General features: G+C 64.2%; 18 protein-coding genes and 1 pseudogene. 5 read left to right on the plus strand and 14 right to left on the minus strand.

Annotated elements, in window-relative coordinates; translation table 11 throughout:
* Positions 1–7: 7 nt before the first annotated feature.
* The 3 genes from HU230_RS25355 to HU230_RS25365 form a co-directional block, all read right to left on the minus strand.
* A complete protein-coding gene (locus HU230_RS25355; protein WP_176529357.1) occupies positions 8–1,738 on the minus strand; it encodes a methanol/ethanol family PQQ-dependent dehydrogenase in 1,731 nt (576 codons plus the stop codon).
* A gap of 147 nt (positions 1,739–1,885) precedes the next feature.
* Positions 1,886–2,533, minus strand: coding sequence for a QcrA and Rieske domain-containing protein (locus HU230_RS25360; RefSeq protein WP_176529356.1), 648 nt, complete (start codon positions 2,531–2,533; stop codon positions 1,886–1,888).
* A 126-nt stretch (positions 2,534–2,659) separates the two neighbouring features.
* Positions 2,660–2,995, minus strand: a complete 336-nt coding sequence (locus tag HU230_RS25365; RefSeq protein ID WP_050402671.1) for a hypothetical protein — start codon at positions 2,993–2,995, stop codon at positions 2,660–2,662.
* A gap of 63 nt (positions 2,996–3,058) precedes the next feature.
* Between HU230_RS25365 and HU230_RS25370 the strand changes: the two genes are divergently transcribed.
* From HU230_RS25370 to HU230_RS25380, 3 genes are all read left to right on the plus strand, one after another.
* A complete protein-coding gene (locus HU230_RS25370) occupies positions 3,059–4,039 on the plus strand; it encodes an RluA family pseudouridine synthase (RefSeq protein ID WP_176534869.1) in 981 nt (326 codons plus the stop codon).
* A 217-nt stretch (positions 4,040–4,256) separates the two neighbouring features.
* On the plus strand, positions 4,257–5,153 hold the full coding sequence (gene rpoH / locus HU230_RS25375; RefSeq protein WP_021077401.1) for an RNA polymerase sigma factor RpoH: 897 nt from the start codon (positions 4,257–4,259) through the stop codon (positions 5,151–5,153).
* A gap of 336 nt (positions 5,154–5,489) precedes the next feature.
* A complete protein-coding gene (locus HU230_RS25380) occupies positions 5,490–6,368 on the plus strand; it encodes a phosphotransferase (protein WP_224943551.1) in 879 nt (292 codons plus the stop codon).
* A 16-nt stretch (positions 6,369–6,384) separates the two neighbouring features.
* Here HU230_RS25380 and HU230_RS25385 read toward each other — a convergent pair whose 3' ends face one another.
* The 7 genes from HU230_RS25385 to HU230_RS25415 form a co-directional block, all read right to left on the minus strand.
* Positions 6,385–7,149, minus strand: a complete 765-nt coding sequence (locus HU230_RS25385) for a L,D-transpeptidase (protein ID WP_176529355.1) — start codon at positions 7,147–7,149, stop codon at positions 6,385–6,387.
* 376 nt (positions 7,150–7,525) lie between these two features.
* Entirely contained in the window at positions 7,526–8,644 is a 1,119-nt protein-coding gene (locus HU230_RS25390) for an IS630 family transposase (protein WP_166107040.1), read from the minus strand.
* Positions 8,645–8,803: 159 nt separating this feature from the next.
* Entirely contained in the window at positions 8,804–9,271 is a 468-nt protein-coding gene (locus HU230_RS25395; RefSeq protein WP_176529354.1) for a hypothetical protein, read from the minus strand.
* Between the two features lie 1,434 nt (positions 9,272–10,705).
* The gene (locus HU230_RS25400; protein WP_176534867.1) at positions 10,706–11,323 is read right to left on the minus strand and encodes a peptidoglycan recognition protein family protein; all 618 of its coding nucleotides are present in this window, start codon (positions 11,321–11,323) and stop codon (positions 10,706–10,708) included.
* Between the two features lie 36 nt (positions 11,324–11,359).
* The gene (locus tag HU230_RS25405; RefSeq protein ID WP_176529353.1) at positions 11,360–12,574 is read right to left on the minus strand and encodes a GGDEF domain-containing protein; all 1,215 of its coding nucleotides are present in this window, start codon (positions 12,572–12,574) and stop codon (positions 11,360–11,362) included.
* Between the two features lie 628 nt (positions 12,575–13,202).
* Positions 13,203–13,814 carry a LysE family translocator gene (locus tag HU230_RS25410; protein ID WP_176529352.1) on the minus strand — a complete coding sequence of 204 codons (612 nt, stop codon included), beginning with the start codon at positions 13,812–13,814 and terminating at the stop codon, positions 13,203–13,205.
* A 135-nt stretch (positions 13,815–13,949) separates the two neighbouring features.
* A complete protein-coding gene (locus HU230_RS25415) occupies positions 13,950–14,351 on the minus strand; it encodes a response regulator (protein WP_176529351.1) in 402 nt (133 codons plus the stop codon).
* 157 nt (positions 14,352–14,508) lie between these two features.
* Here HU230_RS25415 and HU230_RS25420 point away from each other — a divergent pair.
* A pseudogene (locus HU230_RS25420) lies at positions 14,509–15,374 on the plus strand (SDR family NAD(P)-dependent oxidoreductase).
* A gap of 224 nt (positions 15,375–15,598) precedes the next feature.
* Here the strand turns inward: HU230_RS25420 and HU230_RS25425 are convergent.
* The 4 genes from HU230_RS25425 to HU230_RS25440 all read right to left on the minus strand — a co-directional run bounded on the left by HU230_RS25425 (position 15,599) and on the right by HU230_RS25440 (position 18,880).
* On the minus strand, positions 15,599–16,447 hold the full coding sequence (locus HU230_RS25425) for an FRG domain-containing protein (protein ID WP_176529349.1): 849 nt from the start codon (positions 16,445–16,447) through the stop codon (positions 15,599–15,601).
* Positions 16,448–16,589: 142 nt separating this feature from the next.
* A complete protein-coding gene (locus tag HU230_RS25430) occupies positions 16,590–17,396 on the minus strand; it encodes a lytic murein transglycosylase (protein ID WP_176529348.1) in 807 nt (268 codons plus the stop codon).
* 55 nt (positions 17,397–17,451) lie between these two features.
* The gene (locus HU230_RS25435; protein ID WP_224943552.1) at positions 17,452–18,411 is read right to left on the minus strand and encodes a DUF817 domain-containing protein; all 960 of its coding nucleotides are present in this window, start codon (positions 18,409–18,411) and stop codon (positions 17,452–17,454) included.
* Between the two features lie 58 nt (positions 18,412–18,469).
* Positions 18,470–18,880, minus strand: a complete 411-nt coding sequence (locus HU230_RS25440) for an ester cyclase (RefSeq protein WP_176529347.1) — start codon at positions 18,878–18,880, stop codon at positions 18,470–18,472.
* 522 nt (positions 18,881–19,402) lie between these two features.
* On the opposite strand from HU230_RS25440, the gene HU230_RS25445 reads away from it, so the two are divergent.
* Positions 19,403–22,237, plus strand: a complete 2,835-nt coding sequence (locus tag HU230_RS25445) for a CHAT domain-containing protein (RefSeq protein ID WP_176529346.1) — start codon at positions 19,403–19,405, stop codon at positions 22,235–22,237.
* Positions 22,238–22,266: the final 29 nt, after the last annotated feature.

Raw genomic sequence — 22,266 nt, forward strand, 5'->3', positions numbered from 1 at the left:
GTGCGCCTTACTTCTTGTTAAGCGCGAACACCCAGATCACGCCGCCTTGCGGGACGTTGTTCTCGAAGCCCGCAACCTTGCCGGCGAGCGCATCCTGGATGCGCTGCGCGTCGACGCCCCAGCCCGACTGGACCGCGATGTATTGCGTGCCATCGACCTCATAGGACATCGGCATCGCCATGATGCCGGAGTTGGTCTTCTGCTCCCACAGCAGTTCGCCGGTCTTGGCATTGAAGATGCGGAACATCCGGTCATTGGTGCCGCCGGCCAGGACCAGGTCGCCCGCAGTCGCCGTCACCGCGCCGAACAATTGCGAGGTCTTGTAGTCATGCTGCCAGACCTTCTTGCCGGTGACCGGATCCCATGCCTGCAACTCGCCGAAATGATCGGCGTTCGGTGCCGGCGTCAGGCCGATGTCCTCCGGCTTGGTGCCGAGCCAGAGCTGGCCGGGAACCAATGGCTGCTTCTCGCCCGTGAAGCCGCCGCAGAAATTCTCGTTGGCGGGAACATAGACGAGCTTGGTGTTCTGGCTGTACGCCGCCGACGGCCAGTCCTTGCCGCCCCATAGCGACGGGCAGAACTCGACCCGCTTTCCAAGCACGGGCTTGTGCTCGGGATCGAGGATCGGCCGGCCAGTTTCTGCCTCGATGCCCTTCCAGACATTGGTCTTCACGAACGGCCAGCCGGCGACATAGTTGATCTTGTCCGGCTTGCGCTCCAGCACCCAGAAGATCGCATCGCGCCCGGGATGGACCAGGCTCTTGAACGACCGCCCGTCGCGCTGCATGTCGATCAGCATCGGCGCATCGACCTCGTCCCAGTCCCAGGAATCGTTCTGGTGATACTGGAAGTGGGTCTTGATCTTGCCGGTGTCGGGATCGAGTGCCAGCACCGAGCTGGTGTAGAGATTGTCGCCGGCATGCATCGAGCCGGGCCACGGCGCGGCGTTGCCGACGCCCCAATAGACCGTCTTGGTGTCCTTGTCGTAGGTGCCGGTCATCCAGGCCGATCCGCCGCCGGACTTCCAGTCGTCGCCGCTCCAGGTCTCGTGACCGGGCTCGCCTTCGCCGGGGATGGTGAAGGTGCGCCAGAGCTCCTTGCCGCTGTTGGCGTCGAAGGCGACGACATAGCCACGCACGCCGAACTCACCGCCGGAGCCGCCGACGATCACCTTGCCGTCGACCACCAGCGGCATCAGCGTCATGTACTGACCCTTCTTGTAGTCCTGGACCTTGGTGTCCCAGACCACCTTGCCGGTCTTGGCATCGAGCGCGACGACGTGGTCGTCGGTGGTGGCGAGATAGAGCTTGTCCTCCCACAGCCCGACGCCGCGGCTGGTCGGATGCAGCTGGAACAGATCGTCGGGAAGCTGCCGCTTGTAGCGCCAGTACTCTTCGCCGGTCTTGGCGTTGAGCGCGATCACCTGCCCCATCGGGGTCGCGACGAACATCACGCCGTTGTTGACGATCGGCGGCGCCTCATGGCCTTCGATCACACCGGTCGAGAAGGTCCAGGCCGGCTTGAGGTCCTTGACGTTGGACGTGTTGATCTGGTTGAGCGGACTGAAACCCTGCCCGTCATAGGTCCGGCGATAGAGCATCCAGTTGCCGGGTTCGGGATTTTCGAGACGCGCGGACGTCACCGAACTGTAGTTTTCGATCGGCCCCGCGACGGCGTAGGTCGAAATGAGGCACGTGAATGCGACACAACTCGACAGTAATAACTGCTTTCTTGTCATGAGATGCTACCTCCCTGCTCTGTTTTGTTTTTTCAGTTTTGTTTGAGCATGATCTCCGCGCAAACGCGTTCCGCGTTTGTCGCGCGGAAAATCGCTTCACACTTTTCCGGATCATGCTTTAGGTCGTGCAGAAATCCCGATGTGGCCTCATCCTCCCTGCTGAGCACCCACCTTCCCGACGAATGGCGCGGCGACCGTGATCGCGCCGTCGGCAACCGTCAGCGGCAAGGCCGCGAGGCGACGTGGCGCCGGCCCGAACACGACCTGCGCATTCTGCCGCGGATCGTATTCGGAGTTGTGACAGAGGCATTTCAGAACGTTCTTGTCGCCCTGATCTTGCTTCACCCAGGCGGTGATCGGACATCCGGCATGCGAGCAGATGATCGAGTAGCAGACGATGCCGTCAGGCGCGCGGGCACGCGTGGCGTCGTCGAGCTCGTTCGGATCGAGCTTGACGAGCACGACCTCGTTGAGCCGCGAACCTTTGCGGACGACGGAAGTTTTCGGGTCCTGCGGCCAGGCGCGAACGGGCGGTCCGCCCAGCGTCAGATCATCCGACTTGATGACCTGGCCGGCCTTGTCGCCTTCGGCGCGCACCAGGACGTCGGCTTTTTGCGGTCGCTCACTGGCGCCGGGCTGCTCTTCATCGTCGGCGGCTGCGGGCTCGATCGCGGCGAGACAGGCGCAGCCCGCAAGCGCGGTCAACACTGCGCGACGCGTCGGGTCGGTGCACGACGCTGCCGCTTCGGATTCACCGCACTGTTCGCAGGAAGCGCTGGGGTTGGACTCCGACATGGCGCAAGCTGAGCGTGCAACTCGGCCGAAAAGATGGCGGCACACATTCTCGATACGCGAACGCATGCGCAAAAAATACGCTGCAGCTTTTGGTTGATCGACCGCGCCGCTTCGCGATTGCCTCGATCAAGGCTCGTTGACGAAGCTCAGCCGGCCGACAGGTTTCAGCGTCTTTGCATCAAATGTGCGGATCTCTGTTGCACCGCCTATATCAAGCGTGAGGACGAGCCGTTCGCCGGCGACGCCGGTTGCGACGATACGGGCGCCTTTCGGCAGCGCAGCAGTGACGTCGGATACGGAAACGGGGCTTCCCTCGCTGCGATAAAGGCGGTAGCCGATGGCAATCAACACGACGGCCACGGCCAAGGCCGAGGTCAGGCCCGCGATCAGCATCATGCGCCGCACCCGCGCGATCAGCGCGGCCTGGTCGGGGGTCGGTTCGGTCACAGCGGTGTCGGTCATCACAAGGCTCTATCTTTGCAACAGGTCGATTTGAATCAGGTCTCTTCGAATGGCGGTCGGAAGCTGGAGGTCATCGTCGCGGGCGACGAGGGCTCGGCCCGGCTTGACCGCGTGCTCGCACAGCGCACCGCGGAGCTGTCGCGGTCCCGGCTGAAGGCGCTGATCCTCGCCGGTTCCGTGGCCGTCAAGGACGCCGTCGTGCGCGACCCCGCTTATCATGTCGCCAAGGGCGATACGATCATAATCGACGTGCCGGAGGCCGTGCCCGCCGAGCCTCAGGGCGAGGCCATCGCGCTCGATATCGTGTTCGAGGACGATGACATCATCGTCATCAACAAGCCGAGGGGCCTCGTCGTGCATCCCGCGGCCGGCCACGCCACGGGAACACTGGTCAACGCGCTGATCGCGCATTGCGGCAGCAGCCTGTCGGGTATCGGCGGAGTCAAGCGGCCGGGCATCGTGCACCGCCTCGACAAGGACACCACAGGGCTGATGGTGATTGCCAAGAACGACCACGCCCATCAGTCGCTGACCGCGCAATTCGCCGACCACGGCCGCACCGGCCCGATGGAGCGCGGCTACATGGCGTTCGCCTGGGGCGTGCCGAACCGGCCCCACGGCACGATCGACGCGCCGATCGACCGCCATCCGCATGCCCGCGAGAAAATGGCGGTGCGCCAGAGCGGCCGCGAGGCGATCACCCATTTCGAGGTGCGAGAGAGTTTTGCCGGCCGCGACGGCAGGCCGGTCGCCTCGCTCTTGGCCTGCCGGCTCGAGACCGGGCGGACCCATCAGATCCGGGTCCACCTTGCCCATCTCGGCCATCCCCTGATGGGCGACAGCGTTTACGGCGCCCACTTCAAGACCAAGGCCGGGCAGCTCAGCGTGGGAGGTAAGGACGCACTCACCGCGCTCGATCGCCAGGCCCTGCACGCCTATCTGCTGGCTTTGGAACACCCCCGGACCGGGGAACTTTTGCACTGGGAGTCGGCTTTGCCGGAGGATTTGCTTCTCCTGCAGCAGGCGCTGGCAGCGGCGGTATGACGCACCCCCTGCTGAAAAGCCTTGCCATGACAACAGGTTATAGCTGCCACACGGGGACGTGACGTCAGCAATCCTTCCCTATCACGGACAGTTTGGTGTATGTTGCACCTGCGTTGAATATCCAACGCGGAACATCGCAGCATGGCCGGCTTTAACCCAGCGGCCACCTGCCGGGCCCGCCGCTATCGGGGGCCTGAACCACTGGAGGGCGCAAGTAATGGCCCGTACAGCTACGTTGCCGGTCCTCAATGGAGAATCCGGCCTCTCTCGATACCTCGCCGAGATCCGCAAGTTCCCCATGCTGGAGCCCCAGCAGGAGTACATGCTCGCCAAGCGTTGGCGCGAGCATGACGATCGCGACGCGGCGCATAAGCTTGTCACCAGCCATCTCAGGCTCGTGGCCAAGATCGCCATGGGCTATCGCGGCTACGGCTTGCCGATCTCCGAGGTCGTCTCGGAAGGCAATGTCGGCCTGATGCAGGCGGTGAAGCGATTCGAGCCCGAGAAGGGCTTCCGTCTCGCCACATACGCCATGTGGTGGATCAAGGCGTCAATACAAGAGTACATCCTGCGTTCCTGGTCGCTCGTGAAGATGGGCACCACCGCGAACCAGAAGAAGCTGTTCTTCAACCTGCGCAAGGCGAAGAGCAAGATCTCCGCACTGGAAGAGGGTGATCTCCACCCCGACCAGGTGAAGCTGATTGCCAAGCGCCTCGGCGTGACCGATCAGGACGTGGTCGACATGAACCGCCGCCTCGGCGGTGACGCGTCGCTCAACGCCCCGATCCGCGACGACGGCGAAGCCGGCGAATGGCAGGACTGGCTGGTCGACAACTCGCCCAACGCCGAAGCCTTGATGGCCGAGAGCGAGGAGTTCGATCATCGCCGCCAGGCCCTGAACGGTGCGATCGGCGTGCTCAACCCGCGCGAACGCCGCATCTTCGAGGCGCGGCGTCTGGCGGATGAGCCGATGACGCTGGAAGACCTCGCCGCCGAGTTCGGCGTGTCGCGCGAGCGCGTGCGGCAGATCGAGGTCCGCGCGTTCGAAAAGGTGCAGTCGGCCGTCAAGGGCACGATCGCCCGGCAGGAAGCCGCACTCGAAGCCGCGCACTAATCGCGCGGCGGCAAGCCAACAGACACGAAAGCCGGCGGCAACGCCGGCTTTTTTGTTTGTCTGTAGAGGATGGGTGGAGCGAAGTGATATCCATCCGACGAAGCTGGCTTTTGGGATGATGTCCTTCGGCACGCACCACGATGTCCATGGATCCGCCTGCCGACGATGTCCGCATTAGCCTCAGGAGCGGGCAACAGAGGCGCTCTTGGCGGCGTCGGCTAGGGCCAGAACCGGACTTGTCTCAAACCGCACGTCGCTTCGCGATTCTGGCAAGCGCTGCGGCCGGGGACAAGCCACGATCACGGCTGGCAGCCAAGATCGCGGGAGCGTTCTGTTTTGCCCGCCGCCGGTGTTTGTTTGCGACCGGCGGGAGGACGAGCGATGCGGGGATCCCTCGGGAAGAAGATCAAACAGGGCGGCACGGCTGACATCCACGCCTGGGCGCCAGGTCAGGTCGTAAAACTGTTCAAGGAAGGTTTCCCGCCGCGGCTCGGCCAGCAAGAGGTGCGGATGACCCAGGCAGTGTTCGCCGCCGGCGTGCCTGCGCCGGAGGTGTTCGGCGAGGTGACGCTCGACGGACGCTTCGGCATCGTGCTCGGCCGCCTCGACGGACCGACACTGCTGGAGGTCACGCGCAGCGGCGCCGTGACGTTCGCCCAGGCGGGTGCGATCCTTGCGTCCCTCGGCCTGTCCGTTCACAGCATGTCGCCGCCGCCGGAGGCCTTCCATCTGCGCGGCTGGATGGACACCGCCTTCAGGCTCTCCGGCGACATCGTACCCAAGCACATCGCCTCCGGCATCCTCGCGCTGATCGACCGCCTGCAGCAGCCGGGGGACGTGCTGTGCCATGGCGACATCCACCCTGACAACGTGATCATGACGGCGGACGGTCCGCGGCTGATCGACTGGACCTTTTCGATCCGCGCGCCTGCGGCCCTCGATCATGGGTTCACTCACATCAGCCTGACCGAGTTTGCCCTCGATATCACCGATAATCCGCAGCGGCCGCTTGCGGTCAATGCGGCCGCGCAATCCGAATACGCGCGGCTATCCGGCAAGCCGGTAGTGGCGCTGAGGCAAGCGATGGAGACCTGGCTGCCGATCGCGATCGTCCGCTACTTCCTGCTCATGGGCGGGCCGACAAGCCAGCGATGGCGGCGGATAATGCAGCGCGTTGAAGCGGCCCTGCGCCCGCAGGACTGTTCACCTCAGTGACGTATGGTCCCGGCTATCATTTTTCGGCCAAGACGGAAGCTGCGGGCGCCGGAAGCACGATCACTTTCGCGCCGACCTTCACCCGATCATAGAGGTCGACGACGTCCTCATTGGTCAGCCGGATACAGCCGGAGGAAACCCGCTTCCCAATCGTATCGGGCTTGTTGGTGCCGTGAATTCTATATTCGGTATCGCCGAGATACATCGCCCGGGCGCCGAGCGGATTGCCGGGACCCCCCGTCATAAACCGCGGCAGATAAGGCTGGCGCGAAATCATCTCTGCCGGAGGACGCCAGTCCGGCCATTCTGTTTTGCGGGCCACGGTCTGTTCACCGGACCATGTGAAACCTTCGCGGCCGACGCCGATGCCGTAGCGCATCGCCTGTCCATCGTTCAGAACGAGGTAAAGGAATGTGTTTCCGGTGTCGATGACGACGGTGCCCGGCGTCTGGTGACTGACGTAGTCAACCACCTGCCGAACAAATCTTCCGGGAGCATCAGCGGCTTTTGGTGTTTCGACCCGGAGCGCTGGGGCCGGGATCGGAACCGGAACTGACGCTGGTGCCTGAACTGGCGCCGATACGAGAACAGGAGTCGATGGCGTAGGACTGGATGGCGCCGGGACCTGGTGCGCGGCTTGCTTCCGTATCGGTTGAACGCTCGCCGGGCGCCACAGCAAACCGTACCCCAATGCGACAGCCGCCACGGCGCCAATTGCAACTCTTCCCGCCACCGGTAGCGCGAGCGCCTCAGTCTTCCCACGTTTGGCCCGCTTTGCCATGTCTTTCCCCCGATCCCTGTGCTTCGAACAGGTACCCAGCAAATTTTAACAAGCTTCGAAGCGATTTCGTTCAGGCTGAAAATCGCCAAGCGTCGTTAACGCCAGCTCTTGTTCCGCAAAGGTTGAGAGGAGCGCTCGACATCCAGGTAGTTTGTAGGATGGGAGGAGCGCGGCGATACCCAACATCCCACCGCGCAGCACAAGGTTGATGGGTATCGCTTCGCTCCACCCATCTTACGAAGCTGTTTTTGGCATGATACTTCGGCGCGCACCTCGATCTGGGACGTATACCCATAGATCCGCCTGCCGACGAATGTCCGCATTAGCCTCAGCAGCGGAAAAAAGAGGCGCTCTTGGCCATATCGGCTAAGGGCCACTAGTGTGGTGGACCAGAAGTTCGCGATATCGAATCTGGATTTGGCGGAGCGTTGTACCGGCAGAAGCGTTCGATGGATGCCAGGATGTCATCGGCGGACTTAGTCCAGCGGAACGGCTTGGGATCGGCGTTGTGCCGGTCGATGAAGGAAGCGATGTCTGCCCGGAGGGCGGCAACGCTCCGATAGATGCCGCGTCTGATCTTCTTGTCGGTCAGGAGTGCGAAGAAGCGCTCGACCTGGTTGAGCCATGACGAACTGGTCGGGGTCAGGTGCACGTGCCACCGGGGCCGCTTGGCGAGCCATCTTCGGATCAATGGCGTCTTGTGCGTGGCGTAATTGTCCATGATCAAATGGACGTCGAGGTCGCGCGGCACGGCAGCCTCGATCTCGTCGAGGAACTTGCGGAACTCGACAGCACGGTGGCGTCCGTAGCACTTGCCGATCACCCGTCCACTGGCAATGTCGAGGGCGGCGAACAGCGATGTGGTGCCGTGCCTTGTGTAGTCATGGCTTCTTCGGGCCGGTTGGCCGGGACGCATCGGCAGCATCGGCTGACTGCGGTCCAGTGCCTGGATTTGGGATTTCTCATCCACACAGAGAACGATGGCGTGCTCCGGCGGGGAGACGTAAAGTCCCACGACGTCGCGCACTTTGGCCACGAAGTTTGGATCGGTCGAGAGCTTGAACGTCTCCAGCCGGTGCGGCTGGAGCCCGAAGGCCCGCCAGATGCGTTGCACCGTCGACACCGACAGGCCGCTGGCCTTCGCCATGCCGCGGGAACTCCAATGGGTGGCGTTCTCGGGGCAACTCTCCAACGTCCTTACGATCAGGGCTTCGATGCGGGCATCGTCAACCGTACGTGGCGCCCCGGAGCGGGCCTCGTCATGCAGCCCGTCCACGCGCCGCTCCACAAAGCGCCGCCGCCACTTGCCTACCGTTGACCGGCCCAAGCCCAGCTTGGCCGCCACTTCCTTGTTTTGACCGCCTTCCGCGCAGGTCAGCACGATCCGGGCTCTCAGAGCCAGCGCTTGCGCCGTCTTCCGCCGCGTCGTCAGCGCCTTCAGTTCGGCGCGCTCTTCATCACTCAATGTCAGGGAGGCAAGTTGCCGGACCGCCATCAGATCCTCCGTCACTGCTGCTGCCTCCAGCCTTGGCACAGCGACGCGAACCTACTGCGAATCTTCGATTGCGAACTTGTGACTCGGGACACTAGCTCGCTAGACGCACATATTGTCAGGATCAGCTTAGGCTCCCCAGCGCCTTGGCAGGATAGGTTATCAAGGCTTCCAGGTTCCTTCCTTCACGCCGCGCCAAACGGCCTCTTGTCTTCGTCTGAACTCAGCGGACTGGTTTCTTAAGGGTGCACCTTCAATCGGTTTCAGCATAAGCCCGCGCTGCGGGTCGTCGCGGAGCTCTCCGAGAATGATGCCCTGCCCGATACCAACGCGGGTGCAGCCAAGGTACACAAATATCTTCACGGTCTTGGTATTGATTGATCCCTTGATCACTCGATCAACGCGCGCGTTCAACAACCACATCTGATTGCCAACGGCGTCGCCGACCTGCGTGCGATCATAGATGGTTGCTTCAATTATCACGGGAGCGTCGATGTCGGTCGGAACCTGCTCGAACAAAATGCCGCGGTCTGTGTTTGGGATGCAGGCGGCTGCGCTGGTGCAAGCAACGCAATAAACGACCAAACAGAGCGCCCATGTACGCATATTGGCAAGCCAGTCGTTAATCATTGTACGACGATGCCAACTCTCAGCGAAGTCTGCAATGGGTCAATCACGTCGTCCTTGCAGTCGGTCGGCAACTTCCGGTCTACCCTCAACTTCGGACATGTCGCTGCGCTGCGCTAACTGACGCGATGGGCCAGGAGGAGACAAGCACGACGTATTCGTGCCTTCGCTCTTGAACGTCGTCGGCTGTTTGTTTTGGCCGGCGCGACAGCAGAAGGGCAGATTCAAGCCGGCATGATTGTCAGCGTGCCGCTAAACTCTTCGCTATCTATCTCTGGACTAATTCACAGCATCGAATATGCCCGGACATCCAGCGGCCGAGAAGACGTCTGCCTATGCATTGCCTACGAAAACTCTGGTGAACTCGACATATGGAATAGCCTTAATCTAAAGAACGAGACGTTGGACGTACTGCCAGCTTCACAATCCATGTACCCCTCTTGCTGGCGGTCTTTGAGTGGCAACGACGTCCGCTTTGGGTCTTGGTTGTGTAAAAACGCTAAGATACCTGAGGGCGATAGAAGAAATTATCGTCTAAGACTGTCTTAGCCTTCACATTTGCAAGCTCATTTACCTCAGAGAGCGAACTGAGGAATGTAATTCTCGCTGCATTTCGATCTTTCGTGTTTTTACACAGCCAGGGCCAACAGGAGACACGCCGGCCATCGGTCTATGCCTGCCGCCGACGTCAATGCTCACGGTCGTCTCGCCGCTCGCTATAAACACTCAAGCACCCGCGGGCAACGAAGCAGGCCGCGGCCCCCCGCGACCGTTCGTTGCCCAGACTTCGGTGGCGCCGCTGGCGATCACCAGCGATAGCCATACCCGCGATAGTACCTAGGGCCGTAGGCGTATGCGGGGCGAATAACGCGCCGGTACGCGGGACGAGCATAGTAAGACCGGTATCCGCCGTAGTATGCGGGGGCGTAGCCGTAGTCATAGTATGCCGGCGCATAGCCGCCGTAATACGCGGGGGCGTAACCCCCGTAATAGCCATAACCCGGTCCGCCGTAGTAGCCGTAACCTGGGCCATAGGCGTAGGCGCTGGAGGCTATGCCACCAACTACCGCCGCTCCGATTAGTCCGGCCGCGAGTCCAGCGCCCCAGCCACCACCACGCCACGCTTGGGCCGGTGATGGGGCCACCAAGGCAGAGACACCGATGGTGGCAGCGGTCACTAACGCCAATGCTGCTTTCTTCATTTCCGAAGCCTCCGTTGTTCCCGGAACTTCAACCGACAATCCAGCGATAGTTTCCTCCGACCGCCGTTGGCGGAACGGTTTCCGCGAAATTTAATACTGATGAACGGCTTGGGAAAGCAAAACCACGGCGTCCCAATGTCCGTGTCGGGGTCACAAGGCGACATCCCCGCGGTCTAGACCGCGTGTCCGCTTCGTCTCCGAAAGCGGGCATCCCGGATTGTATTGGAGTCCGCCCCTACTCGCCCCACTGCCGCGCCATGGTCGCGAGCGCGCAGCCCTCGCAGTAGCGGGCGTCCTTGAAGTCGATCCAGTTGTGGGCGTAGACGCGCTCCAGCGGGATGCCGTAACGCGCGCGCAGCAGCTTCACCAGAACGCGCCAGGCGGCGATCTGTGCGTCGGTCGGGCCCCTCGTGACATCAGGAAAATTGCCGGCGAACTCGACGCCGATCGAGGTGTCCTTGTTCACTTGGCGATAGGTCTTGCTGTTGTCGATGTACTTGTTGTCGTTGCGGTCGGCGCCATCGGTATGGGTTGGGACCAGATTTTCGGCGACCGCCCAATAGACCGTGCCGTCGGTTTCGACCCAAACCATCACGCCGCGGCGGGTCGGGTTCTTGTGCTGCTCGGCGGCACCATTTCGCGCCGAGCCGGCCGGGCCTTCGGTCTGGTGCACGATGATGTTGCGCCACGGGTGGGATTTGGCGACATCGCCCCAAGGCGACAGCCACACCACCTTCAACCCGGGAATCTCGGGCGTGCCCTGCGATCGCGCGATCGCTGCAAGATCGGTTTCGGCCGATACGGCGGAGGACAGCACGAGCGCAAGGAGTGCGGTGAGCAGGCGAGGCATCATCACGGAAAGATCCAGTGTGGCCCCTCGCTAGCACGCTCAGGCGCGCTTGCGCAGGGTCTCCTCCACGAGAGCGACCATCTCGGACGGCAGCTTCGGCTCATAGGTCGCGTAGCCGTTCTTGCCGCCCTTCTTGGCGTCGTAGAGCGCATGGTCGGCGGCGGCGACCAGGCGGTCGGGATGCAGGCCGATCTCGCGGGTCCATTGCGCAACGCCGATCGAGACCGCGATCGGAATGTCGTTGCCGGTGCACTGCTCGGCGTCGGCGCGACAGACTTCCAGCACGCGGCGGGCAATCATCGCGCCCTCGCGCAGCGTCGAGGACGGCAGCACGATGCAGAACTCGTCGCCGCCGGTGCGGGCCAGCATGTCGCCCGGGCGGAGCCTCGTTTGCGCCATCAGCGTGAAGTGCTGCAGGCAGGCGTCGCCGGCGGCATGGCCATGGGTGTCGTTGATGCCCTTGAAGCCGTCGAGGTCGATCACCAGCAGCGCGAACGCCTCGCCGTTGCGGTCGGAGCGCGCGCATTCCTCGGTCAGCCGCTGCAACAGATGGCGGCGGTTGCCGACGCCGGTGAGATCGTCGAGCAGCGCGAGGTCGGCGACCTCGTTGCGCAGCCGGTCGATCGCCATCAGCAGGAAGCCGAAATTGAGCGCCATCGACAGGAATACCATCAGCAGGATCACCAGCGACTGGCTCGCACTGAAGCGAACGAAGGAGAACTCGCCGGGCTGCAGCAAGGCGCCGACGAGGCGCAGCGCATAGATGCCGATCAGCACCGAGGCGACGATGCCGGCAAGGCGCGCGCCGGGGCTGACGCGGCCGTTCTCGGGCGACAGCAACAGCTTCAGCGTCAACGCAAACGGCATGACCTGGGCGACGGTGTAGACCAGGATGCGCATCGGCATGCTGTTATAGGCAAAGATGAAGAAGCCGAGGCCGGCGCAGGCGAATACGGTCGACAGCGCGGTGCTGCGCCAGCCGACCGGCTTGCCGTAGAAGCGCTCGATGCCCATCGCGGCAAGGCCGGCGGCGAACACCATCAGCGTCCCTGCCGCAAGCAGCGGCAGCAGCGAGTCCGTCATCATCACGCGGAGCATCGCGCAGGCGGCGCCGGCGGACGCGACGAAGGTGGACGCGGTCCAGAACCGCGCCGCACCGAAAGCTGGATAGCTGCGCGCGACATAGGCCCAGATCAGGCCGAGCGCGAGAAAATTGATAACGAATACCGTCCAAAGCGTCGGAACGCTCAACATCGCCCCTGTTCGAGACCCGTATCGGCCTCGCCTCTCCTGAAATGACCGTCCGCCCCTGGGGCGTTTCTCCCAATGGCAATCCCCGTTGCCTTGCGGGACAGGATGCGGCCGCGCCGCTTAACGGACTCTCACCCGCCACGCGCCAATCCGCGCTGTGGTTTTGAATTGATGAAGATCGGCGCACCGGCCGTTTGCGCGTCGTTAAGCATGACGGATGCGACCTGCCGCGACACGTGACACGCGCACACTGGCGAAAAACTGGCGAAAACACGTAACAGCTGTGGATAACACGATGACAGTGCAGTGACAGCACGCGGCAGCAGCCTCCGAATCTGCTGAGTTTGATACTGAGGATGTTGCGAGGCTGGCCCTCCGCCAAGCATGCCTCGGAGTCGCGTTCAATCCATTAAACCCTGAGAGGATACTATGGCTAAGAAAGCGAAGAAGGCGAAGAAGGCGAAAAAGGCCACCAAGAAGAAGGCCGCCAAGAAGTAACCAATTTCTCGCCCGGGTAGCGGCTCATGCCCTGCCCGGGCACCCGATCCGGACCATCCAGGCAGGGACGCAAGGCAGCAGGCGCAAGGCCTGCTTTTTTATTGCCTGCCGCAAGGCGCGAGGCAATGCGAACTCAGCGCTCCGCGAAGGCGAGCTTGGCGCCGAGCAGGGCAAAGCCCGCGGCAAAGCTGCGCCGCAGCCAGGCCATCACCTTCGGGCGGGTGATGACGCGGTCGCGCACCGACGCCGCGAACAGCCCGTAGACTGCGAACACCGCAAAGGTCATCGCCATGAACACACCGCTGAGCTCGACCATCCGCGCCAGCGGGTGGGGTTCGTCGATGGCGATGAACTGCGGCAAGAAGGCCAGGAAGAAGATCGACAGCTTTGGATTGAGGATGTTGATCAGGATCGCGGTCACGATCACCCGCCCGCTCGAGCGCGGCTTGATCTCGGTGTCGACGGCGAGCGCGCCGCGCTCGCGCAGCGCCTGCCAGGCCATATAGAGCAGATAGACCACGCCGCCCCATTTCAGCGCCGCGAACGCCATCGCGCTGGTGTGCAGGATGGCGGCAAGGCCGAGCATCGCCGCGATCATCTGCGGCACGATCCCGAGCGTGCAGCCGAACGCCGCCGCCACGCTCGCGCGCGAGCCTCGGGTCAGCGCCACCGCCAGGGTGTAGAGCACGCCGGTGCCGGGCGAGGCGACCACGATCAGGGTGGTCAGCAGGAAGGACCAGGTCATTTCAAAATCCCCAGGGACATCAGCCGCCAATATCACGTCCCGCCCCCGGGGCGGAAGCAGCCACCGGCCGGCGGCTCCTCCCCCGCGCTGACAACTCTGTTATGAGGGCCCTGGGCTTGTCAGGACCTGGTCTTGTCAGAACCTGCGGACCCCACCGCCCGACAGCGCCGACGCCTTCGTCTCGGCGACGCGGATCACGTCCAGCGGCGCCCAGGGTTTTGCCCAGAACGTCGCGCCGTCAGGCAGGCGCTGCCGCAGCGGCTTGCCCGAGGTCACGATCACATCGAGATCGGGGTTGTAAATCTTGGCGACATAGGCGAGCTCGACGCCGGTCATGTTTCCGGCCAACTCGACGTCCGTCAACATCAGCACGACACTGTCGCCGTTGCTCCGCAGCACCAATTCCGCGGCCTCCGCGCTCTCGCAGGAGATGACCTCGAACTCGCTCTCCTCGAGCAGCAATTCGATCATCTCGCGCTGCATCGGGTCGTCTTCGACAACCAGGGCCTTCGCACGACAGGGTCTCGATTGTCCCATGGCTGGGCCTCCCTTGGGTTGAATGCCTCGGTTTGAGAGTGTGACGAGGGTCAAACACCTGGGCGCTGGATAGTTCGGTTCCAATCTGAAAAAATGGGGAAACCCGCCGTGTTCCTCACGGCTCCGCCACCCCTCGTTGAGATGGAGCTGACCTGACATGACCGCGATCTCTGGATCTGCCGCCGCCGTAACCGGGGCCGCCAGCGGCATCGGCCGCGCGCTCGCGCATGAACTGGCGCTGCGCGGTTGCGATCTGGCGATCGCCGACCGCGACGAGGCCGGCCTGCAGGCCGCCGCCGCCGAGATCGCCAAGGCGAGCCCGCGCAAGGTCACGGTGCATCGCCTCGATGTCAGCGAGCCCCGGCAGATCACGGCATTTGCCGAGGCCGCCGGCGCCGCCCATCCCGGCTCAACATCGTGGTCAACAATGCCGGCGTCGCGCTGCTCGGACAGTTCGACGAGATCGAGCAGGCGCAGATGGAGTGGCTGTTCAACATCAATTTCTGGGCCGTGGTGCACGGCAGCCGCGCCTTCCTGCCGCTGCTTTCGCGGCAGCGCGAGGCGCATATCGTCAACATCTCCTCGATCTTCGGCATTCTCGCGCCGCCCGGCCAGAGTGCCTACTGCGCGGCCAAATTCGCGGTGCGCGGCTTCTCGGAAAGCCTGCGCCACGAGCTTGCGGTGGCGAATAGCCCGGTGCGGCTCTCCGTCGTGCATCCCGGCGGCGTCGCCACCAACATCGCGCGCAACTCGCGCACCGGCGCCGGCATCACCGACAATGCCCGCCGCTCCGAAGCGATCGAGCGTTTCGACGCGCTGGCCAGGACCACGCCGACCGCAGCCGCGCAGCGCATCATCGCCGGCATCGAGAAGAACCAGCCGCGCATCTTGATCGGCAAGGACGCCCGCTTCATGGATCTGCTGCAACGCTTCCGCCCCGCGACCTACTGGAAGGTGATGCAGCGGCTGATGGAGAAGACGACGGCGCGGCGGCTGGCGCGCGAGGCGGCGAGGGCCGGTTGAATGTGCGGCGTCGCGGCGTGAGGCCCTGCAGCGCAGACGCGGCACACACCCGTCGTCCCGGCGAACTCATCAGACCCGTCATCCTGAGGTGCGAGCGGAGTGAGCCTCGAAGGATGCACGGCCCGACCGGTGGCCGTCGACCCTTCGAGACGGCCGCTGCGCGGCCTCCTCAGGGGTGACAGTGATTCATCTTCAACGCTGTGCTAATCCGCCCAACGCATACCTTACCCTTCCAACTGCTTCTTCACCCCGAGCGCCAGCCGAAACAGCGGATCGCTTCGCTCCGACGGATAGAGCGCGCTCTTCGTGACCTGCGGGAAATTGTCGTTCTTCCAGAACGACGCCGGCGCGAACGAGAATTTTGCGACCAGCCGCCGGCCGAAATCCATCTCGTAGGGGAAATAGTTCTCCTTCTGCTCGGTGCCGGACATTTCAGGATATTCGCCGAGCAGATAGCCCTCCTGGATATGCGGCCGCACCGCCGCCGGCGGGCAGACGCTGGAGAGCCGCACAATCTGCAGGCCGGCCTCGGCGCTCGCGGTGATCGCGCCGCTGAGGTTCGGCACGCCCAGCACATAGAGGAAGGCGGTGCCGGTCTCCGCCAGCGACGCAAACGACGCCGCGATCCGGATCGAATGGGTGACGTCGAGCAGCGGCGTGGTGCAGACCTCGTAATGCTGCAGGATCGACCAGCGCAGGATGCGATGCCGTTTCAGCCGCTCCAGCCCGAGCAGCTTTGCTTTCGCGTATTCCGCAATCAGGATCTGCTCGGCGCGGGCCAGCGCCGCGAACCGCGACGCCAGCGTCGCGCGGTCCGGATTGCCGCGGCCGGCCCGGAACAGCGTCGGCTTCAGCGACGAGTTGCGCTTGACGTTCCTGAAATCGGCGCCCTGGCCGCGAAACAGCAGCACATGGTCGCGGTTGAGGAATTGCAACTCGGCGATCTTGGTCGCGAGCTCGAGATAGGAGCCAACGCGATGGCCCGGCCCCTCCCGCACCGCCGCGTTCTTCGCGATCTGGCATCCGCGGCGGTCAAAGAACGACCAGATTTTTTGGCTGCCGATGGTTTCCATGGCCCAACTCTCAACCCGTCATTCCGGGGCTCGCGAAGCGAGAGCCCGGAATCCGTTTCTTCATGCGTGATGCGGCCTGATGGATTGCGGGCCTGCGCCTATCGGCGCATCCCGGAATGACGGCCGTGGACGTAGCCCGCCCTCACCGCCCGATGAGCTGATCGGCAAAATACCCGATGGTCTTGCGATAGATCACCGCCCTGTTCCACTCGCGCATCGCCTCGAAATTCGCGCTGCCTTCGCCATAGGGCGCGCCCATCTTGAAGCCGCTCGAGTGTAACAGGTTCGCGGTCGAGGCCAGCACGTCGGGCACCGAGTGGCGCAGATCGACATGGCCGTCGCCGTCGAAATCGACGCCATACTTGATGTAGGACGACGGAAGGAATTGCGTCTGGCCGATCTCGCCGGCATAGGCGCCGATCATGTCGTTGAGCCTGAGGTCGCCGCGCTGCAGGATCTTGAGCGCGGCGAGCAACTCGCCCTGGAACAGGTCGGTGCGGCGGCAATCATGCGCCAGCGTGGCGAGCACCCGGAACACCGGCAGCTTTCCCATGTCGCCCTTGCCGAAATCGGTCTCCAGCCCCCAGATCGCGACCAGGATCTGGCGCGGCACGCCGTATTGCTGCTCGATCTTCGAGAGCAGCGCGGCGTGCCGCTGCAACATGGCGCGGCCGCCATTGATGCGCCCGGCGCCGACGCGGGTTGCGACATACTGCTCGAAGGTCTTGTTGAAGGTGTAGCGCTGCCGCCGGTCGAAGGCGAGCACCCCGCCATCCTGCTGCACGCCACCGAGCGCCTGCGAGATCACGTCCTGCCGGATGCCGGCCGCGGCTGCCTCCTGCGAGAACGACTGGACGAAGGCCGGGAAACTGCCGCCGCAGCGGGCGGCATAAGAGGGGGTGGCAAGCAGCAAGGCGCCGAACACAACCGCCAAACGACACCTGAGCATGCAACAATCCCTCCTGCTTCGAATGGCCGATCATGCCACGGAGCAAACGAAGCAGTCAAAGCGTCGGCACCGACGCTTGACCGGTGACCTCGTCGTCCCGCCGCCGCACGCCGGCACCCGCATTCTCGAATCTCCACTTCCGCGGCGGATTGACCAGGCTGACCAGCGTGTAGCTGATGATCAGAAGCAGGAACCAGGAGCCGAGCTTGTCGATCGAGACCATCGACCAGCCGAGCCGCTGCGACGGATAGAGCCAGGTTTTGGTGAAGGTGCCGATGTTCTCGGTGAACCAGATGAACAGCGCCACCAGCACGAGGCCGAGCAGCAGCGGCATCGAGCGGTAGCTGGTCCAGACCTTGAAATGGACGCTGGCGCGGCCGAACAGCCAGATCGCCCAGCCGAACAGCAGCCAGCGCAGGTCGATGACGTAGTGATGGCTGAAGAAGTTGACATAGATCGCGACGCTGAGGACGATCAGGCCGAGGCGGCGCGGATGCTGCGAGAAGCGGAAATCGAACAGTCGCCAGCAGCGGCAGATGTAGCTGCCGATGCAGGAATACATGAAGCCCGAGAACAGCGGCACGCCGCCGATATGGAAGATGCTGGACTCCGGATAGATCCAGGACCCGACCGAGGTCTTGAAAATCTCCATCGCCGTGCCGACGACATGGTAGATCAGGACGACCCTGGCCTCCTCCCATGTCTCGAGCTTTCCTGCCAGTAGCGCGGCCTGAACGGCGAGCATGCAGAGAAACAGGAAATCGTAGCGCGAAAGCGCCGCGTCCGGCGGATAGAAGCGCCAGGTGCCGATCATCAGCGCCACCGCGATGCTGCCGAACAGGCAGGCCCAGGCCTGCTTCACGCCGAAGCGCAGGAATTCGTAGAGACCCGCGGTCCAGCGGCGCTGGGCCATGAACAGGCCGAGGCGATGCTCGCCGGTGATGAAGCGGCGCAACGGCGGCCAGTTGGCCGCGGCGCTCGCGATCGGTCTGACTGGTGTCAGCTTGTGATGCACGCCGCGGACGATGGCGGCGGATCACGGTCGCAGCGCGGCGGAGTTGTGCAGATTGCCCTCAATCCCTGAGCTGCCGCTCCAGATCGACGAAGTCGATCTCCGCCCAGCGCTCGGAGATCCTGCCGTCGTGAATCCGCCAGAACGTCATGCCGCGGAATTCGACGTGGCGGCCGGTCGGGGCAATGCCGCGCCACGGGCTGCGGTGCCGGCCGCGCCAGACGAAGCGGCCCGCGACGATGTCGCGCTCGGCCACCAGGCATTCCGCCACCGCCGACAGATCGGCAAAGGTCGCGTGCATGGCCGTCGCATGCGCGATCACTTCCTCCGCGCTGATCCGCTTGCCGACGGCATGATCGAAGAAGTCGGACGCCAGCTGCGCGCGGATCGCATCGGGATCGAGACGATTGGTCACGGCGTCGCAATGCGCGAGCACCAGCGCCTTGTTGGCGTCGAGGGTGGCGTTGGACATCGGCGGGGCCTTCAATCAAAATAAAAGTTGCAGAAAAGGAAGGATGCGCCTCATACGCGAATCGAACCGGACGGTGCAAGTGACGATGGTCAGAAAAAACTCCGCTTTCGACCGGCGCGCGTTTCTATTCCGAAGCGAAAGGCGGTCGCCGGGAACGTGCGGCGACTTGCGCGCGGGCTGCCGCTCCCGGAGCCAGCCCGATGCGTACGGCATAACCAGCCGGCATGCCGGCGGTAACATCATCCGACGGCTCGACCATGCCGGTGGCATGCAAGCAGCGGCGCATGGCATCCGACGGCGCCTGCGCTGGAGCAATTCAGGGCGCGATGCGTGAACGCCGGAGGCATCGGCTGCGACCAAGAAGCACGAATTCGGCTCGCCGGTTCCGCGCCACGCGCGACCGGCCGCCGTGTCTTGTTCATGCAAAGACGCCGCAAAAGCGTCGTGGGCCTGATGCGACCAAGCCGTCATTAGCGGGGAACACGATCCGATGACGGACGACACGATGAGGATGTGCCATCGATGACGATCACCGGGGGGTTCGTACGTGCGCGCAGGGCTGCCGCATCGCTCAGCATCATCCTTACGCTCGGCGCGACACTGACCGGAACAGCAGGCACTGCCGCCGCGCAGGACGCCCGCGCCAAGCGAGCGCCGGCGCAAGGCACCGGGAGCACGCAGGCGATCGCCGTGCAGATGAAGAACGCCATCGCGCTGACGCGCGGCGGCAAGTTCGACGCGGGCTATGCACAGCTGCTTACGGCACTGAATGCGGCGGACAAGCTCGACGACGCGCAGTTCGTCATGGAGCAATATTTCGACGCGACGGCCACGCTGCGCGCGGTGAAACGCGATGACCTCGCCGAGAAGCTGTTCGTGCGGGCGTTCCAGGGCAAGGCTGCCGCGCAATCGCCGCCCGGCAATGCCGATGTGCTCCTGATGTACGCGATCCTCATATCCGACCACGCCAGGATCGCGGAGGCGGTCCCGCTCTACATGAAGGCGATCGCGGCCTTCAACGCCTATTGGGGCGAAGGCTCCGAGGAATCGCTGATCGCGAGCGACAAGCTCGCGGTGGCGCTGTCGGCCAACGGCTCGGCCGCGTCGGCGACCAATATCGGCCGGCGCAATTTCGAGCGCGCGGAAAAGGCGCTGGGGCCCGACCACCGCACCACCTGGAAGCTCGCCAACAATTATGCCGACATGCTGCGCGAAATCGGCGCGCCGGCGAAGGCGCTCGAGCTCGACCTGTTCGCGATCGAGAAGCGCGCCAAGCATTACGGCGAGAACCATCTCAATACGCTGGTGACGGTCAACAACGCCGGACAGGATTTCCTCAATCTCGGCCGTTTCGACGACGCCCGCCGCTACTTCCGCCGGCATCGCGCGATCGCGACCGTGCTCGCGCCGAAGGACCCGAGCTTCGCCGGCCAGGCCGACGCCTGGCTGTTCTACACCGACATGCTCGCCGCCGGCGACGCCGCGATGCCGCAAGCCGACCTGGAGCGGCTGGAGGCGATCGTCGCCAATGAGGAGAATTTCGCGGACTTCCTGCGCATCAAGGCCGCGGTGCTGGCGGCCGGCCGACGCGAGCAGCGCGGCGAGCGAGATGCGGGCATGCGGCTGCGCGAGACCGCGCTTGCGATTTCGACCCGCGCCTTCACCGCGCAGCATCCGCTCAGCTTCGAGATCAAGCTCGGCATCGCGGTTGCCCTGATCGCGACCGATCCGAACCGCGCCGTGCAGAACTTCACCGCGCTCGACCGCGAGATGTTCGACTGGATGAAGCGCGAGGTTGGCACATCAGGCGATCGCGCCGTCGCGGAAGCGATCCGCGCCCATGCCGACCATCTGCTGTTCGCGTTCGGCCGCTTCGCCACCGGGGCCGGGTCAGCCGTGGCCCAGCCGGCGTTTGCCGCTGCCGTGCTGCGCTGGAAGACGCTCGGCGGCGGTGATGCCACGGCGCTGCGCCGGCTCGAGACGCAAATGGCGGGCAAGGACGAGGAGACCGCGGCGCTGCTGCGCGCGGCGCTGCGGCTCAACGGCGAGAAGCAGGAGCTGTTCTCCTCGGGCAATATCGACGACTGGGCGAGGTCCGTGTGGCAGCGGCAGGACGCGACCGAGAAGGCGCTGAACAAGCGGCTCGATGCGATCGGCGTGAAGCTGCCGCAGGACCCGATCCGCCCCTCGCAGCTGCTCGCGCCTGACGAAGCCGTCATCAACTACTTCATCACGCGGCAATGGAAGGCGGACCGCCAGTCGAAGCAGCCGCTGGCGGCGACCGTGCTCTACGCCATCGTCGAGACCGCAACGAGCGAGCCGCGCGTGATCGATCTCGGCGATCCCGGCCGGATGGTCGACACCGGCGTGCGGACCGAGATCGCGCGGTTGCGTGCGACGCAGGCCGCCGCGCCGGATCGCGACGCCAAGACAGCAGACGACAAGGCAGCAGACAACAAGGCGCTCGACAGCAAAGGCCGTTTCCAGAACCTCCGCGCGCGGTTGTTCGCGCCGCTGGAGCCTGCCCTGAAGGACAAGACAACGCTCTATGTGGTGCCCGACGGATTCCTGTTTGCCGTGCCGTTCTCGCTGCTGCCCGGCGCCGACGGCGGGCTGCTCGAGGACAGGTACACCATCCGGATGCTGACCAGCCCCGAAGCGCTGATCGCAATCCATGCGCGCGAGACGCTCGACCGGACGGGCGCGATGCTGCTCGCCGGCGGCCTCGAATACAGCCAGCCCGGGCCGATGCCCCTGCCCGGCACGAAGGCCGAGATCGAGGCGATCGCCAAGCTCGCCCGCGCGCGCCGCGCGCCGGTCGAGATGCTGACCGGGCGCGGCGTCAGCGAAGCTGTGCTGCGCGAGGCGATCGGCAAGGCCCGCATTGCGCATCTGGCGACCCACGGCTTCTATCACGACAGCACGGCGTCCGGCCTCGACACGCTCTGGCAAAGCGGCATCGTGCTGTCCGGCGCCGGCGACAGCCGTTGGCCGCTGCGCGACGACAAGGACGGCTATCTCTATGCGTTCGAGGTGATGGACTGGGACCTGTCCGGCCTCGATCTGCTGGTGCTCTCGGCCTGCGAGACCGGCCGCGGCGACGAGAGTTTTGTCAGCGGCCTGCGCGGCCTGCCGACCGCGCTCGGCATCGCCGGCGCCCGCCGCGCGCTCCTGACGCTGTGGCCAGTCGCCGACGAGGGCACTGCCAACTTCACCGTCCGCTTTTATGAGCACCTGGCGGAGGGCCTGACCTATTCGGATGCGCTGCGCCAGACCCGGCGCGATGCGCGCGACGGCAAGGTCGCGGGCGCCAGGGACGCGAGCGTGTGGGCGGCGTTCGTGCTGTTCGAGGGCTGAGGCATCGCCCCGCCTTGCGCAAGGGCCGT

Source organism: Bradyrhizobium quebecense (genome assembly GCF_013373795.3).
GTDB classification, from domain to species: domain Bacteria; phylum Pseudomonadota; class Alphaproteobacteria; order Rhizobiales; family Xanthobacteraceae; genus Bradyrhizobium; species Bradyrhizobium quebecense.